Below are 16,889 nucleotides of genomic sequence, written 5' to 3' on the forward strand. Positions count from 1 at the left end.
TTTCAGACTGATTAATGAATTATAAATTGAAGTATAAAGAAAAGAAACTTTCGTGGGTTAAAAGGATAAAACAAAAAATATTGTTTTTGTTCAGGCTTAACCACCATCCTGTAATTGTGGTTTATAACGGTTACGGAAGCTCAGATAAAATATTTGTTTTTGGGCATGTGTTGAAGTTAAGCCCGTATATGCGTAAAACATACCGGCAAAATTGGGTAGTTAATATTTTTTCAATGTTACGTTTGTTTATGGTGAGGCCTTATGAACATGCAAAGGTTTCAATGCAGTGGGAGGGCAGAATCTTTCATGCACAATCGCAGGATGATGGTTTTTTTAGATTCGAAATAAATGCGGTTGTTTCGTCATCACCGGGCTGGCACAATGTTGTAGTTCGCCTGGGAGAGCCAAAGTACCAGGCTCAAAAAATCTGCGGCGAAGGAGAAGTATATGTTCCGTTTGATTCCAAATATGTTTTTGTTTCTGACATTGATGATACTTTTTTAATATCTTATTCATCGAGGCTTCGCAAGCGATTGTACGTATTGCTCACAAAAAATGCACGCAGCCGAAAGCCTTTCCAGGGTGTGGTTAAACATTATTATTTGCTGGCATCTCACGGGCAACATATTGATGAAACCAATCCGTTTTTTTATGTATCGAGCAGCGAGTGGAATCTTTTTTATTTTATAAAAGAGTTTATTAATAAAAACAATCTTCCGAAGGGGGTTTATCTTTTAAACGTATTAAAGAGATTTAGCGAAGTGCTGCGCACGGGCCAGAGCAAACATGCAACAAAATTTTTTAGAATAGTAAGGCTGATTGAAGCCTATCCCAAAAGGAATTTCGTTTTGTTTGGCGATGATTCACAGGAAGACCCGAATATTTATGCTGCACTGGTGGAGCATTTTCCGGGCAGAATTTATGCTATCTATATCAGACGGGTTCAGAAAAATAACTATTCACCGGTAAAGAAAGTTATTGACAAGATTATTACTTCGGGTACGCATTGCTGTTATTTTATTCACAGCGAAGAGGCTATTACCCATTCTGTAAGTATAGGCCTTATCAGTGAAAATAAAATCGATATTCAGCAAACATTATAAGGTAAGGCTAAACCGGAATTGTAACATCTGGTCTTCTTTAGAAAATCCATAAGTAATATCTGCGGCGACTTTATCAAACGGCGCCAGGAAAATCCCTCCACCATATCCTACATGTAACGTGTTGGAAGTTTCGCCGGGCATCCATACCCTGCCATCATCAACGAATGCCAGCAAACCGGCTTTGCCACTATAAAAATAATTTTTTATGTTACTGATAAACCGGAGTTCGTTACTGTTATAAAAAGCGGTTTTGCCATAAAACCGTTGCCGGAGAAATCCTCGTAAATCCTGCCCGCCACCAATGGATGGATATTGATAAAATTCGGGGTTGCCATCCACAGTTTCGAGTCCGCCTGAGGTAGCAATAGAAAATTTGTAGAACAACGGAATGTACAATTGCAGACGGCCACCATATTTCCAAAAAGATTGACTGCTTTTTTGTGTATTCTGATAGTATGATCCGTTAGCGGTAATAGTGATTCCCGCTGTTGGAGAAACAGGATCGTTTAATTTTTTAAACGCATAAATTGCCTGGGCTCCTGCAAATGATTTCTGGTCAAAAACGGCCGGGTTTTGTGGTTGAATTTTAAGTGCGACATATCTCTCATCATCATTAACTATTTTAATAGTTTGGTAAAAACCGTCGAGCTCGAAATAATTATTTTTTATCTTTTTGTTTAACCCGACGCCAGCCAAAAATTCACGGGAGCGCATTCTGTTGTAATCAATATTGGTTGTGGTAAGTACCGTCTCATTTCCAAACCCAAAGAAGTTAGTCCATTGTATTGCGTCGTAATTTGCAAGCAAGTTTAGACTCCATTTTCCAATTGTATTTGGAAATATGCCGAGGTAAGTAAAACTTAAAGCCCGTTGAGAAAGGGAATAATTTGCGCCAATAGTTTGCTTAAAAACATAAGGCCACTTTCTCCACGCATGATGTTCCCATTTATATCCAAGCCCAAGATAAAAGCGGTCCGCATCACTATAAAAAAATATTGGAGATAATCCTCTTTTATCGTACACATAGTCCATGTATTGATATTTATGAACACCACTGTCGCTATACATTTTTTGTTTTACCCTGGCTTCGGATTGGATAAAATTATTTTTATCATCATAAATAAATGTTTTAGTGCTGTGCCCTGCCATTGAATTGATCGTCATTGAATCTTTATCATCCCCGCCAATAATTCTTATTCTAATCCCATCATTTACTTTACCCCTCGTAGAGTATACATCTTTTCCTGATATGCCGAAAATCCGGATTTCTTTTGTTTCATTGGTGAAAAAAATTCTTGAATAATAAGGAGTGTCTTCTTTCTGTCCGTCTTTCTTAATGTTAATAACGTTTACAGAAGTTTCATTATCGTTTAACCGGTTTATATTAAAATAATCTGTGCCTTTCGTGCCAATAATTTCTACCTCTTTTGAAAGAAATAAATAATATTGTTCAGCATATTCCAACAAATGATTTCTTCTTGATTCTAAATTTGAAATTATCGTTTTTCCAGATATAGCAAAGATTTCCGGCGGCAATTGCTGAACTGCATTTTCGATTACGCCATCCGTTAGTGACTGCTGAAGACTTTTTGCAATTGAGTCCCATTGAATTTTGCTCAGTTCATTAAGAAAGAACCTGTCAAGTCCACGTTCTTCATAATTGAGGGTATTTACATTTTTTATTTTGCCGGAAAAGCTCTGCATATAATGAATGCCGGCAGCGGACATTGCCAGGTTAAGCAATACTCCGTTGTGCTTGGAAAATACCTGGTCTCTATCTTGCGGAACGGGAACAAAAGTTTTCCTGTCGCCTTCTTTTCTTTCACCCCACTTCCATTGGTCTTCATGCCTGTCCCAATCGCCAAGGAACATATCAAACAATCGTGCTTTCAAAAAAGATTTTTGGTCTGCCCTGTCTTCCGTATCATCCATCAGCTTTTTCATTACCTCCTGCGTGTCATAAAATTTATCGAAGTTTCCAAGATTGTCGGCATTGCTCCAGTCACCGCTAAGTTTTTGCTCAAAGAGATAAACCTTACCAGCGAGTTTATTATTTAAACTATCCAGTGCATCCTGCCGTGGTAAATAAACAAACCGGGGATTGGTATGATAAATCCCTGCGTTTTGTGCCATTAAAGGAACTGCAGCTGCACCATATGGATCAGACATCGAAACTTCGTCATTTGCAAGACTCTCTATAAATGTGCCTTTAAAATTTCCAGGTAAAACTTTACCGAGTCTTTTGTCAACCGAACGTAGGGTATATTTTTGCCCATTCCCGGCTTCTAAATGCAAGGACGTAGTTTGATGACCGCCCCCTAACTTGTCCTCGCGAAGGCCGCCTTCAGTACTATCTAATAAAAAAAATGGCAGGTGAAGAGGTGTGCTCCATTCTTTGCGGTAATTTTTCCCCCAGAAAAACTGGTGCCACCCTGACCGCTTATACTGTGGGCCGGCACTTATAGTCTTATAGTACCGTGCTGTATGGTTTGCATCATGTTGTTGTGCTAATGCCACAGTGGCCAACAGAAGCCCTGTTGCGAAAAGTAAAGCTGTTTTAAACAAATGGTTCATTTAATATATGGATATACTAAAAATCCTGCCAAGGAGTTTTCATTCTTAAAATTCTCAATTTTTTTTACCGCTTTCTAAAGGCTGGGATTATTTTCTGGTGGCATGCAGTTGTAAACTACCGAAATCTGAATTCTTATACTTTGCAAAATTCCGTGTTCATATCTGTCAAAAAAATGTTTGTTTTACCGCTTACGTTGTATAAATTCAAATCAGATATAAGGATGAATATCGTTTATTCCTTTCATGTAAAATTCTATAAAAATATTATATTAACACTTGTAATTTTTTATACTGAAATTTGAACATCTCTAAGCTAAAAATAAAACTATGTGGTGGATATATGCTTTGCTCTCTGCTTTCTTTGCGGCACTTACAGCTATCTTTGCCAAGGTTGGAATTAAGGGTGTTAATACAGATCTTGCTACCGCTATACGCACCGTTGTAATATTAATTATTGCCTGGGGCATAGCATTTTTCAGAGGCGGAATAACATCCATCCATTCTCTTACAAAACAAAATATTATTTTTCTTTGTTTATCGGGAATTGCTACCGGCCTTTCCTGGATCTTTTATTTTAAGGCTCTGCAACTTGGGGAAGTTTCACAGGTGGCACCTGTAGATAAATTGAGTGTAGCCTTAGCAATTATTTTATCTGCGATTTTCCTGGGAGAGGCGATAACTCCCAAGATAGCCATTGGCGCTTTACTCATAATCGCTGGTACTTTCGTCCTTATTTTATAGCATTAAATTTTATCCCAGATTTCTGAAAATAATTTTTTTATTCCAAATGGTAATCGTAATATTGCGATTAGATTATGGGAATAACTAAGTCACATATATTTACTGTAAAAGAAAATAAACTTGCTAAGTATGCGAAGGCACTGGGCCATCCTGCAAGAATTTCAATTTTGAAATTACTTGCGAAAAAGCAAGCATGCGTTTGTGGCGATATAGTTGATGAATTACCGCTTTCGCAGAGTACGGTTTCGCAACATTTAAAGGAATTAAAAGAAGCAGGGTTAATCAAGGGAGATATAGAAGGTGCATCAGTTTGTTATTGCATTGATGAAAAGGAGTGGAAAAACGCACAGGCAAGCATCAACCAGCTTTTTGACTCTTATAAAGATAAGGTAGGCAGTTGCTGCTGATTTTTTTTAACAAATCCTATCGGTATATAACGATTATCTATAAAATTTAAAAAGAAATAAAATGGAAACAGAAAGCGATTTAAAAGAACTTGTAAAACAGAAATATTCAGAAATAGCTTTACAGGATAAAGAAACCAATGAATCTTCCTGTTGCGGCTCAGGGTGTTGCAGCACCGAAGTTTATAATATTATGTCAGAAGATTATAATGAACTTGATGGATATAATCCTGATGCTGATTTGGGTTTAGGCTGCGGACTACCAACTCAATTTGCAAAAATTAAAAAAGGGGATGTGGTGATTGACTTAGGGAGCGGTGCAGGTAATGATGCTTTCATAGCAAGGCATGAAACTGGTGAAACAGGTAAAGTAATAGGAATAGACTTTACGCCGGCCATGATTGAAAGAGCAAGACAAAATAATGAAGTAAGAGGTTTCAATAATGTTGAGTTCAGACAAGGCGACATAGAAAAGATGCCCGTTACGGCAAATACTGCAGATGTTATTGTCAGTAACTGTGTACTAAATCTTGTTCCCAACAAAGACGGTGTAATAAAAGAAATATACAGGGTGCTAAAGCCAGGCGGCCACTTTTCCATTTCAGATATTGTATTAGAAGGTGAATTACCCAAACAAATTAAAGAAGCTGCAGAAATGTATGCGGGCTGCGTAGCGGGAGCCATTCAAAAACAAGTGTATTTGGAATTGATAGAGACTAACGGTTTTAAGAATATTGCCCTTCAAAAAGATAAACCGATCATTATCCCGGACGATATCTTAGGCAATTATTTATCAAAAGAACAAAGTGAATCTTTTAAACTATCAGGAACGGGTATTCGCAGTATAACGGTATATGCTGAAAAGCCAACTGCAGAAAAAGCAGCTTGTTGTGGTCCTGATTGTTGCAATTAATTAATATCTACTTAAACAGAATTATGTCAGCAAACGACTGCGCCCCGGCGAACCAAAGAAAAAAATTAAGTTTTTTAGACAGGTACTTGACTCTATGGATATTTTTAGCGATGGGGATAGGCGTAGCCATTGGTTACTTATTTCCATCTTCATCCAACTTCATCAATTCATTTTCTTCCGGTACCACCAACATTCCGTTAGCTGTAGGTTTAATATTGATGATGTATCCGCCATTTGCAAAAGTGAAATACGATAAGCTTAAAGAAGTATTTAAAAACACAAGAATATTAGGCGTTTCTTTATTGCTTAATTGGGTGATAGGCCCGATATTAATGTTTTTCCTTGCTATTGTGTTCTTACATGGTTATCCGGAATATATGGTTGGATTAATTTTGATTGGCTTAGCCCGGTGTATTGCCATGGTAATTGTCTGGAACGAACTGGCAGAAGGCAGCAGGGAATATGCGGCGGGTCTGGTTGCATTGAACAGTATTTTCCAGGTATTGCTGTACAGCGTCTATGCTTATGGGTTTGTTACCCTGCTTCCCCCGTTATTCGGCATTCATGGGTCCGTCGTTGATATCACCATAGGTCAAATTGCAAAAAGCGTTGCTATCTATTTGGGTATCCCTTTTGCCGCTGGTATTATCACCAGGATTGCATTAAGAAAAGCAAAAGGTGATGACTGGTATCAAAATAAATTCGTTCCTCTTATCTCCCCAATTACTTTAATAGCTTTATTATTTACTATAATTGTAATGTTCAGCCTTAAGGGTGAATTGATTGTACAGATTCCCTTCGACGTAGTTCGAATAGCCGTACCGCTAGTCATCTACTTTGTCATCATGTTTTTGGTGAGCTTTTTTATCGGTAGGAAAATGGGAGCAGATTATTCAACCAATACCTCTATTGCCTTTACAGCAGCAGGCAACAATTTTGAATTGGCTATAGCAGTTGCTATCGGAGTATTTGGAATCAACAGCGGCCAGGCTTTTGCTGGTGTTATTGGCCCTTTGGTTGAAGTGCCCGCATTAATATCCTTAGTTAATGTGGCATTTTGGTTCAGAAAAAAATACTACACAAAGCAATTACAAAACATTTAATATTTATCTTATGAGAATTGCATTGTTCAGTGATATACATGCCAACCTTCCTGCACTGGAAGCATGTTTAAAAAGCATAGACGAACAAAAGCCAGATGCCATTTACTGCCTGGGGGATTTGGTAGGTTATAACATCTGGCCGAACGAAGTGATAAACGAAATAAGAAAAAGAGGCATCCCAACTATAGCCGGCAATTACGACCAGGGCATTGGCTTAATGAGTGATGATTGCGGTTGTGCCTATAAAGAAGAACATGAAAAAGACCTGGGTAAGATCTCCATTGGCTTTACCAATTCCATTGTGAAACCAGATGAAAGAAAATATCTAAGAACCTTACCGGCACATATCAAAGTAGAGTTTCAGTTAAATAATGACAAGCTCAATTTGTTGTTAGTACATGGTAGTCCAAGAAAGATAAATGAATACTTATTTGAAGACAGGGATGAAAAAAGCATGTTGAGAATAATGGAAGGTGCAGATGCAGACATTATGTGTTTCGGGCATACTCATAAACCTTATCACAGAATACTACCAAAAGAAGAAACAGATAATCCCCATTACCGCCATGCTATTAATATCGGTTCCGTAGGCAAACCAAAAGATAACAATCCTAAAGGTTGTTATGGAATGCTTACAATAACCGCAGATAGTTCAATCACCAATAAGGATTCCGTTCAGGTTGAGTTTATAAGATTTGATTATGATATAGAGAAAGCAGCAAAAGCAGTAGAAGACAGCCCGCTGCCCAACGAATATGCTGACATGTTAAGAAGAGGCTTCTGAGCCTAACATTAAAGACTAGCCAGGTCTTGATATGGCGCATTTTAAATCATCTTTTTATTAAGTTAAATCACGTGGTTCAGTGAATATAGCAGTAGGAGGACTTTGATTGAAAATTTGCACCATCATATTATACAAGTCGGCATGCTTTTCTTTAAAGAGGTCCGGCCTTTCAAAAAAATATTCGGAAGCTACTGCAAAAAATTCAGCTTTATTGGTTGCTCCATAAACATTAATATCGGAATTACCTTCGATTATAGCGCTGATATTTTTATTCATTAATTCAAGCCAGGGAATGGTGTATTGCCTTTTTAGCAGTGCTCCTGGTAAACCATCTACATCGCCATCTTCTTTATCAAGCAAATGAACGAATTCGTGTATCCCGGTATTTTCTCTTCCCGGCTCATTTGCAAAGCCGGCATGCAGCGCAGGTTTCGATAAAATCATAACACGTTGCATAGGACCGTTCCCCACCATTCCCAAAGTATTTCGTTCATTAGTTTTGGCTAAAAATTCTTCTTTATTAAACGATTGAGGATATAATAATACTTCGCGTAAATTATAATACTTCCATGCAGGGAACCCAAAAATCGGAATTACAGCACTTGCAGCTACTAACAAACGGTCAATGTCTGTAACAGTAGTATCAACTCCTGTAATGAGTATATAACCGAGAAATTCTTTTAACTTTTCTTCAAATCTTATTTTTTCTTCATCGTTCAGAGAACGATAAAATGCAACATGGGTTTGTAACAGCTTTTTGTAGCCTATAGGTAAATCAACTTTCTTTACCGGGCGTTTATAAAAAAGCACAATAAACGCAGTAACAACTATTAATATTAAAACAATCCATGCGCCCATACTCATTCAAAAAATTGTGTTTGATATTTATACAAATATCACGTTATATCCTCTTATAGCTTTATTAAAATATTTAATAATTTATTACTTATAGCATGATTGTTGTTGATCTTTATTTTAGTCCGAAATAGAATAGCTGATGTTCATCATTAAATTGTTGCGATAATTAACTATAATTTTTAAAACATAGGTTATGAATGCTCATTCCAATTTTCAACACAGTAACCACTTTTACAGCGGTAATGATGAAACAAACTATCGGCAAGGTTTCCAGGGTAACCCGGAGCTGGTAAATTTCCCTTCTACCTCAGAAATATTTCATGCCGTACTCGAAAATTCATTTTATGCGAATTTTATAGGTAACGGTGAGGGAAAAACGCTTGAGGCTAATGAAACGGTTTGCAGAGTTTTTGGATATACCACAGATGAGATGACAAGGCTTACAACTAAAGACCTTTTTGACACTACAGAAAAGAATTATAAAGATTATTTATTTCAACGCAAGTCTTATGGAAGGGCAAAGGCACAAATAACAGCGATAAGAAAAAGCGGCGAACACTTTGCCTGTGAAATTACCTCGCTTATTTATGTTGATGATACCGGTGAGAGGCGAAGCCTAAATACTATTATTGATATCAGTAAAAATTATTCAAGATCGTTATTTGATTAAAAATGTTAGTTGCTAACGGTTCCAGGTTTTTCTTTACAATTGTTTAATACCAATTCTATCTTGTCTACTAAATTATTTATACCAAAAGGTTTTTCTAAAGAATCATCTGCGCCAAATGAAGCATAATTTTCAAGAGCTTTCGGTGAGGCCGAAAATATGATGATGCATAAATATTTATTCACAATTGATTTTCTGAGTTCTTTACACATTTCCCGTCCGTCTTTACCGGCAAGAAAAATATCTAGAATTAAAAGGTCTGGATTAAAGTCACGTATTTCATTAAAAATGGAATTGCAGTCCTGCAATGTTTTTACCAGGTATCCCTTTTGTGAAAGGATGATCTCCATTGCCTCTAATAAATCCGTAGAATCATCTACCACCAGCAGTTTATTCATATGCAGTTTTGGGTGTCTTAGGTACGTAAATATATAAATTTTTAATTATAATTCTTATTTTAAGGTAAATGGATAAATTAAGTATTTCAGCTATAATAAGGAATAAATCCCGGAGTAACTTATGTGAAAAAATTAATTAAGTGGCCGTGTAAAGTTATTTCTCTTATAAGTCTTTTAATCAGCGGGAGAAAATGATTGGTTGTAAATAAAAAGCCCGCATTGCTGCAGGCTTAAAAATTTTAATTCCAGGGTAGGTTATTACAAAAGGATTATCGGATGGATGGATTTCGTTGGTTTAGCTATCCTCAGGTATTGGATAAAAGTAGAAGTTGACTGACATCGGATTATTGATTTTCTATTGGATAATTGGATGCTGATTCTTTCAACGGATTTGGATATTTTGATTAATGTTTGTTTTAACATCAATCAACTTCTGGAACAAAGATAATTGGGCCTCGGCCAATGCGCAAGGGCAGCATTACTCAATCTTTGGTATACTGAATTTACTGAATTAGTCGTATAATTACGAAGCAGGAAAATGAAATTATACGTCATTAATAAATAAGGCCATCGCTTCTCCGTTAGCGATAGCCTTTGAAAATTACAATTGATTAATGATAAACCGGCAAATTTATACAGAGGTCAGTAATTGATTTGCTTAGGATAAACCTTCGTTTTATTGTATAAATAGATAAATATTGTTACCCGTTAACCAGTTCAGATTCCCTTACTTTATAATTTCCGGGTACTGTACCAAATGATCTTGTAAGCCTGTTCCAGGAATTTATTTGTGCTATAGCCAAAGTGAGGTACGCGATTTCCTGCCTGGAGAAATACTTATTGAGCTCATCATGAATACCGTCGCTTTCTTCGTCAGGCGGCAGTTTGGTTAATGTTTCGGCAAAGGCAAATACTGCTTTCTCTTTTGGAGAATAATAAGGCGTTTCTCTCCATGCAGATAAAGAGTAAAGCCTTTTTTCATCTTCACCGGCATGCAGGGCTTCTTTAAAATGCATATGCAGGCAATAGGCACAGCTATTAATTTGCGATACCCGGAAGCGCAATAATTCAAGAAGCTTTTTGTCGAGGCCGCTTTTATTTATAAACTGCTCAACGTTTGTCATAACCTGCGCCATACCTGTGGGCGCATCGCTGTAAGAAATCCTTTCCATAATCTTTAAATTTTTTGATTCTTTATAAAAACAGGTAAGAGAAAGAAAACGTGACAAGTTTCAAAATTTTTTTTAAAGAGATTGCAATTTGTCCGGGTTGCGGATAAAATAAATACGGCTTATATGTCCGTTTTCGAAATTAAAAACCTGGCAATTAACTAACGTATTATCGTGGTAATATAACAGAGCGGGTTGATGATTTATATTACTTTTTTTGATGACTATTTCGTTTTTGCTATAAAACTTCTTATTTATCCCCAATATAAATTTCACAACCTGAGCCCTGCCGGAAACGGGGTTGAGGGCTGCTGAAACTTTGCCTCCGCCATCAGAAATGAGAACAATGTCTTTTTGCAATAAATTTTCCAGTTGCCTGGTATCTGCTTTATAAATAACTTCTATATATTTTTCAAGATAGTCATTGGAGATCGAAGCACTATCGGTTAGTTTGGGCTCTTTTAATTCTTCTTTGGCCCTGCTAAATATTTTTCGCGAATTTTCTTCAGTTATGCCAAGAACGCTAGCTATCTCTTTATGGTCATAATCAAACGCTTCTTTCAAAATGAAAACCGCACGTTGTTTTGCATTAAGATTTTCAAGGAGTACCATTAAGGAATAAGAAAGAATTTCTTTCCTTGTAATGTTTGCATCAGCCTTTTCCGTTGCGATAGGCTCCGGCAACCATTCACCGGGATTGGCTTATCAATCGCTTTTGCTTTTCTTTAAGATTGATAGAAAGGTTAATAACAGTACGAATGAAGTAGGCTTTTTTATTTTCTATTGCATCAATATCCAAAGAGGAGAGCTTCAGGTAGGCATCCTGCACTATATCTTTTGCGTCTTCATAAGAGCCTAAAATATTATAGGCATAGGTAGTAAGCAATTTCCGGATGTTCTCCATAAAAAATAATCTAAGGGATGCAAAGATACGGGGGACATTATGTTGCGCCATTGGAAGTCGAACAAAGTTTTATTTCACATAAACACTGGTGACGAAGGAAGTTTTTCAAATCACCGCTTATATACAAAAACTGTTACCAAGCCCAACAAAGATCCCAACTGTCCGTTTTATCCTCAAAAGTGTTCGAATATGGACACTTTTAAAAATGGCATTTATAAACAAGTTATTCTTTATCAAGAAAATATATCATTGGTACATTGGTTGAAAAGTATTGGCAGGTATTATCTATTTCAAACAAATATTCATGATCAAAAATTATTTTAAAATTGCCTGGAGAAATTTATTCAGGAATAAAGGTTTCTCATTAACCAATCTTTTAGGGCTTACGATCGGGATGACCTGCGCTATTTTAATCTTCCTATGGGTTAAAGATGAATTGTCTTATAATAAATCTCAAAAAAATTATAATGAGATCTATAAGATAATGGCCAATCGAAATTTTAATAATCAAATCTTTACTGATCCAAGTATGGTTTTGCCTTTGGCGGAAGCAATAGAAAACAATATTCCGCAGATAAAGCATGCAGTGGTAACTACTTATCCTTCTTCCATAAACATTACTTATGGAGAAATGAAATTAAAAAAGACCGGCTATACCGTTAGTACCCATTTTTTTGATGTTTTCTCAGTAAAATTTATTGAGGGAAATGCTGCAAGAGCTATTGCTGATCCTTCATCTATTGTACTAACTCAATCTGCTGCTAAGGCCATATTTGGCAATGCGGACCCGATAAATAAAGTCGTAAAAATTGATAATAATCATAATGCAAAAGTTACCGCAGTAGTTGCTGACATGCCGGGTAATACCACAATGCAATTTGGTTACATAATTCCTTTTAATTATTCAAATGAAGATGTGAAGCATGCCATGACTGAATGGGTGAATTCATCATGGCAGGTGTATGTACAAACTTTACCAGGAGCAAACATTGCAGCAATAGAGAAAAGAATAAATGCCATAAAATATCAACATGATCCTAACGATAAAAAGATAAGCACCTATTTTGCCTTCCCGATGAGTAGATGGAGGCTGTACAGCGATTTTAAAGATGGAAAAAATGTAGGCGGCATGATAGAATATGTGAGGATGTTTACGATTATCGCGATTATCATTTTACTTATCGCCTGTGTAAATTTTATGAACCTTTCCACAGCCCGCTCAGAAAAGAGAGCCAAAGAAGTTGGTATAAGAAAAACATTAGGCTCAGGCAAAAAACAATTGGTATTACAATTCTTTTTTGAATCAATAATTCTTACTTTTATATCATTCGCTTTTTCAATTCTGGCTGTTTATTTATTGCTTCCATCATTTAATGTTTTAGTTGATAAACAGCTTGCGTTAGATATTGCGCAACCCGTTTTTTGGTTAGGTGCATTGGCAATTATTTTATTTACCGGCGTTGTTGCCGGTAGTTATCCTGCTTTATATTTATCATCTTTTAACCCTGTGAAGGTTTTAAAAGGAACTTTTGTTGCAGGAAAAAATGCAGTGTTACCAAGACACGTATTAATTGTTCTTCAGTTTATAATTTCTATTTTATTAATCTCGGGAACCATAATAGTTTACCAGCAAATTAACTTGATTAAGAACCGTGATGTGGGTTATAATCCAAATAACCTTATAACAATTCCCGGCACAGACGATACACAAAAGAATTTTACTGTAATAAAACAGGAGCTGTTGCAAACAGGAATGATCAATTCAGTAACAAGAACGATGTCACCCATTACTGAAGTATGGTGGAAGTCTCCGTCGCCGGACTGGGAGGGTAAACCAGCTAACACGAATATGATTTTTTCAGGGTTAACAACCGACAATGATTTTGTAAAAACAATGGGCATCAAAATGATTGAGGGAAAAGATTTTTCAGGAACACCGGCTGATTCATCTTCGATGTTGCTTAACAAAGCGGCTGTGGAAGCTATGGGTTTAAAAAATCCCATAGGTATGAAAATGCATTCCCGCAAAGATTATACGGTTATTGGAGTAACAGATAATATAGTAATGGAGTCACCTTTCAAGCCGGTTGACCCCATGATGATTTATTATAACCCTGAGAACTCCGGCTTCATAAGCATTCGTTTAAATAACGGAGTACAACCTCAAAAAGCACTGGCTTCTATTGAAACAATTTTTAAAAAATATAATCCGGCTTATTCGTTCGAATACCAGTTTGTTGATAAGGAATTTGGAAAGAAATTCCTGGCGGAAGAATTAATCAGTAGGCTTAGTAACATTTTTGCAGCATTAGCTATTTTCATTTGTTGCATTGGTTTGGCCGGCCTCGCAGCTTTCACCATTGAAAAGAGAATACGTGAAATCGGGATAAGAAAAGTATTAGGAGCCTCGGTACAACAATTGTTATTGCTTATTTCAAAAGAATTTTTAAAACTTGTTTTAATCGCTTTTGTAATTGCAGTTCCGCTAACATGGTGGTTTATGCATAACTGGTTGCAGAAATATGAATATCGCACCACCATTAGCGTGTGGATGTTTACTATAGTTGGATTGGTTATTATGGCATTGACATTAATTGTGGTAAGCATTAATACAATGAGTGCTGCATTGCGTAACCCTATTAAAAGTTTAAGAACAGAATAATATTTTGAACCATGATAAAAAATTATTTCAAAATTGCCTGGCGTAACCTGGTGAAATATAAATTCATCTCGTTCATTAATTTGTTTGGACTAACGGTTGGGCTTACCTGCTGTTTGCTGATAACAACCTATATATTGAATGAATTAAGCTATGACCGTTACAATAAAAATGCAGAAAACATTTATCGTGTTACGCGAAGTTTTAATAATAAGGATGGGGTTGTTTCATTGAACCTGAGTACCATATCACCACCGTTTGGATACTATTTTCCAACAGATTTTCCCGAGATACAAAAAATGACGAGGCTGTTGAATAATGGAACAACGCCATTAAAGTATAAAGAGAAACTTATTAATGAGCCTGATGTTTATTTTGCTGATGAAAACCTGTTTGATGTTTTTACGCTCAAAGTTTTGGAAGGTGATCCAAAAACTGCATTGAAAGAACCTTTTAGTGTAATGATGAGCGAAGATGTTGCGAAAAAATATTTTGGCAATGAAGATCCCATGAACAAAGTTTTAAGAGCTAATAACCAGTTCGATGTTAAGGTTACGGGTGTCTATAGGGCATTTCCAACAAATTCTCACATGCATCCGGGTATATTGGTTTCATTCAATACGTTGAAAGATTCTGCGGTATATGGAGCTGAAAACCTGCGAACCAACTGGGGTAATAATTCTTTTTTTACTTTTATCGTTTTGCCTCAGCATTATGATCCGAAAAAACTGGTGGCACAATTTCCTGCATTTGTTGACCGTCACATGGACCATAAAGATTATAACGGCGACCTGCCTTCCAAATACACGAAAATCGGTTTACAAAAATTAACTGATATTCATTTATACTCGCATACTGATTATGAGGCAGAGCCTAACGGCGATATTAACCGGGTTTATATTTTCTCCGCAATAGCCCTGTTTATTTTATTAATTGCATGCATTAATTACATGAACTTATCAAGCGCACGTTCGGCATTGCGTGCCAAGGAAATAGGAATAAGAAAAGTAATTGGCGCAAGAACAAAAGAATTGATATTCCAGTTCCTCAGCGAATCTGTTTTAATAACATGGGCATCTATATTAATAGCATTTGCGCTTTTATACTTTACACTTCCGTGGCTTAATAAAATTTCAGAACAGCAATTGTCTGTTTCGATTTTAATGAAGTGGCAGGTGTTAATTCCATTATTTCTTACACCATTTATTGTAGGCATTATATCAGGATTATATCCTGCATTATTTATGTCATCTTTTCAACCGGTAAAAACATTAAAAGGATTATTTAAAGCAGGCGGACGCAGCATATCATTCAGGAAAGTTTTGGTGGTTACACAGTTTGCTATTTCTATTGTGCTTATTATAACAACCATTATTGTTTTTCAGCAGTTGCACTACATGCAGGAAACTTCACTTGGTTACGATAAAGAACATATCATTACGTTACCCTATTATAATTCTATCAATAACCAATATGAAACATTCAGGAATGATTTGATGCAGAACCCTGATATCAAAGATGTCACTCGTTCATCGCGAACTCCTACAGGCAGGTTGTTAGATGCGATGGGCGCTTCTACTATGGTTGGTGATTCAATGACTCCTGTTACTGCGAACATAAAGTATGTAGCAGCCGATTATGATTTTATTCCCACCTATCGAATTCATGTAATCGCGGGAAGAAATTTTTCAAGGGCTTACGGTACCGATACGTCTAATTTTATTTTGAATGAGGCGGCAATCAAAGCAATAGGCTGGAAGTCGCCACAGGAAGCGGTTGGCAAAGATTTTAAATATGCGGGTATAACAGGTCATGTAATTGGGGTTATCGGAGATTTTCATTTTGAATCTTTGCGGCAAGCAATTGTTCCGATCGTTTTAATAAATCCTCCAACTACACCTACACAATCTTTTTTTAATGCGTTGTCTATAAAAGTTTCCGGTCATAATATGCCGGCAGCATTGGCATCCGTTCAAAAAACCTGGCAAAAGTATCTTCCTGAAATACCATACCAATATACTTTTCTCGACGAAAGGTATTCAAAGTTGTATGAGGCGGAACAGCGTCAGGGAACCATCTTTACCATCTTTGCCTGTATAGCCATTTTCATTGCATGCCTGGGGTTATTTGGCTTATCTGCATTTGAAATTACACAACGTATAAAGGAAATTGGAGTTCGTAAAGTGTTGGGTGCAAATGTAAGTTCTATCATTACATTGCTTGCAAAAGAATTCATAAAACTAATACTAATTGCTGCTGTTTTAGGGTGTGCTATTGCATGGTATGCAATGAGGCATTGGCTGCAGGATTTTGCTTATCGTGTTAGTATTCATTGGTGGGTATTTCTTTTGTCAACCTTTCTTGCACTAATTGTTGCATTATTTACCGTTAGCTTCCAGGCAATAAAGGCCGCGGTTGCAAACCCTGTGAAGAGTTTGCGAAGTGAGTAAATAAATTATTAAATGTTGCTGCGATTCTGAAGCTTATAACTAACGCTAATGGGCAACCGCAATAAATAAACTGTTTCATTAAGCTAAAACTATTTATTTAAACGGTGCATGCAGAAGTTTAATTCGCGTTTGGAATTATACAATTATTAATATTGCGGATTG

General features: G+C 36.5%; 15 protein-coding genes. 9 read left to right on the forward strand and 6 right to left on the reverse strand.

Annotation, left to right across the window (positions count from 1 at the left end; translation table 11 throughout):
* The first annotated feature begins 14 nt into the window (after window positions 1–14).
* Window positions 15–1,103 (forward strand): App1 family protein, encoded by a 1,089-nt coding sequence (locus tag FW778_RS21110; RefSeq protein ID WP_150416881.1) that lies wholly within the window; start codon window positions 15–17, stop codon window positions 1,101–1,103.
* Here the strand turns inward: FW778_RS21110 and FW778_RS21115 are convergent.
* Window positions 1,098–3,668, reverse strand: coding sequence for a BamA/TamA family outer membrane protein (locus FW778_RS21115; protein ID WP_150416882.1), 2,571 nt, complete (start codon window positions 3,666–3,668; stop codon window positions 1,098–1,100). The two genes, FW778_RS21110 and FW778_RS21115, sit on opposite strands and share 6 nt — an antisense overlap.
* A gap of 336 nt (window positions 3,669–4,004) precedes the next feature.
* Here FW778_RS21115 and FW778_RS21120 point away from each other — a divergent pair, with 336 nt between their 5' ends.
* The 5 genes from FW778_RS21120 (at window position 4,005) to FW778_RS21140 (ending at window position 7,622) form a co-directional block, all read left to right on the forward strand.
* Window positions 4,005–4,418 (forward strand): EamA family transporter, encoded by a 414-nt coding sequence (locus FW778_RS21120; RefSeq protein WP_150416883.1) that lies wholly within the window; start codon window positions 4,005–4,007, stop codon window positions 4,416–4,418.
* 74 nt (window positions 4,419–4,492) lie between these two features.
* Complete coding sequence (locus FW778_RS21125) at window positions 4,493–4,825, forward strand: ArsR/SmtB family transcription factor (protein ID WP_150416884.1); 333 nt, start codon at window positions 4,493–4,495, stop codon at window positions 4,823–4,825.
* Window positions 4,826–4,886: 61 nt separating this feature from the next.
* Window positions 4,887–5,735 carry an arsenite methyltransferase gene (locus FW778_RS21130; RefSeq protein WP_150416885.1) on the forward strand — a complete coding sequence of 283 codons (849 nt, stop codon included), beginning with the start codon at window positions 4,887–4,889 and terminating at the stop codon, window positions 5,733–5,735.
* A gap of 23 nt (window positions 5,736–5,758) precedes the next feature.
* Window positions 5,759–6,838, forward strand: a complete 1,080-nt coding sequence (gene arsB / locus FW778_RS21135; protein WP_150416886.1) for an ACR3 family arsenite efflux transporter — start codon at window positions 5,759–5,761, stop codon at window positions 6,836–6,838.
* Window positions 6,839–6,848: 10 nt separating this feature from the next.
* Entirely contained in the window at window positions 6,849–7,622 is a 774-nt protein-coding gene (locus FW778_RS21140) for a metallophosphoesterase family protein (RefSeq protein ID WP_150416887.1), read from the forward strand.
* A 57-nt stretch (window positions 7,623–7,679) separates the two neighbouring features.
* Here the strand turns inward: FW778_RS21140 and FW778_RS21145 are convergent, their stop codons facing one another.
* Window positions 7,680–8,486, reverse strand: coding sequence for a M90 family metallopeptidase (locus FW778_RS21145; protein WP_235906520.1), 807 nt, complete (start codon window positions 8,484–8,486; stop codon window positions 7,680–7,682).
* A gap of 187 nt (window positions 8,487–8,673) precedes the next feature.
* Here FW778_RS21145 and FW778_RS21150 point away from each other — a divergent pair, with 187 nt between their 5' ends.
* Window positions 8,674–9,150, forward strand: a complete 477-nt coding sequence (locus FW778_RS21150) for a PAS domain-containing protein (protein ID WP_150416888.1) — start codon at window positions 8,674–8,676, stop codon at window positions 9,148–9,150.
* A 5-nt stretch (window positions 9,151–9,155) separates the two neighbouring features.
* On the opposite strand, the gene FW778_RS21155 is transcribed toward FW778_RS21150, so the two are convergent.
* The 4 genes from FW778_RS21155 to FW778_RS23320 all read right to left on the reverse strand — a co-directional run bounded on the left by FW778_RS21155 (window position 9,156) and on the right by FW778_RS23320 (window position 11,618).
* Window positions 9,156–9,545, reverse strand: a complete 390-nt coding sequence (locus tag FW778_RS21155) for a response regulator transcription factor (protein WP_150416889.1) — start codon at window positions 9,543–9,545, stop codon at window positions 9,156–9,158.
* Between the two features lie 701 nt (window positions 9,546–10,246).
* The gene (locus tag FW778_RS21160) at window positions 10,247–10,717 is read right to left on the reverse strand and encodes a carboxymuconolactone decarboxylase family protein (RefSeq protein ID WP_150416890.1); all 471 of its coding nucleotides are present in this window, start codon (window positions 10,715–10,717) and stop codon (window positions 10,247–10,249) included.
* Window positions 10,718–10,789: 72 nt separating this feature from the next.
* Entirely contained in the window at window positions 10,790–11,398 is a 609-nt protein-coding gene (locus FW778_RS23315; protein ID WP_235906521.1) for a sigma factor-like helix-turn-helix DNA-binding protein, read from the reverse strand.
* Window positions 11,399–11,402: 4 nt separating this feature from the next.
* The gene (locus tag FW778_RS23320) at window positions 11,403–11,618 is read right to left on the reverse strand and encodes a sigma factor (protein ID WP_202552417.1); all 216 of its coding nucleotides are present in this window, start codon (window positions 11,616–11,618) and stop codon (window positions 11,403–11,405) included.
* A gap of 304 nt (window positions 11,619–11,922) precedes the next feature.
* Here FW778_RS23320 and FW778_RS21170 point away from each other — a divergent pair, with 304 nt between their 5' ends.
* Both FW778_RS21170 and FW778_RS21175 read left to right on the forward strand, forming a co-directional pair.
* On the forward strand, window positions 11,923–14,280 hold the full coding sequence (locus FW778_RS21170; protein WP_150416891.1) for an ABC transporter permease: 2,358 nt from the start codon (window positions 11,923–11,925) through the stop codon (window positions 14,278–14,280).
* Window positions 14,281–14,291: 11 nt separating this feature from the next.
* Window positions 14,292–16,727 (forward strand): ABC transporter permease, encoded by a 2,436-nt coding sequence (locus tag FW778_RS21175; protein ID WP_150416892.1) that lies wholly within the window; start codon window positions 14,292–14,294, stop codon window positions 16,725–16,727.
* Window positions 16,728–16,889: the final 162 nt, after the last annotated feature.

Origin of the sequence: Ginsengibacter hankyongi (genome assembly GCF_008710285.1) — a bacterium.
Taxonomy (GTDB): Bacteria; Bacteroidota; Bacteroidia; order Chitinophagales; family Chitinophagaceae; genus Ginsengibacter; species Ginsengibacter hankyongi.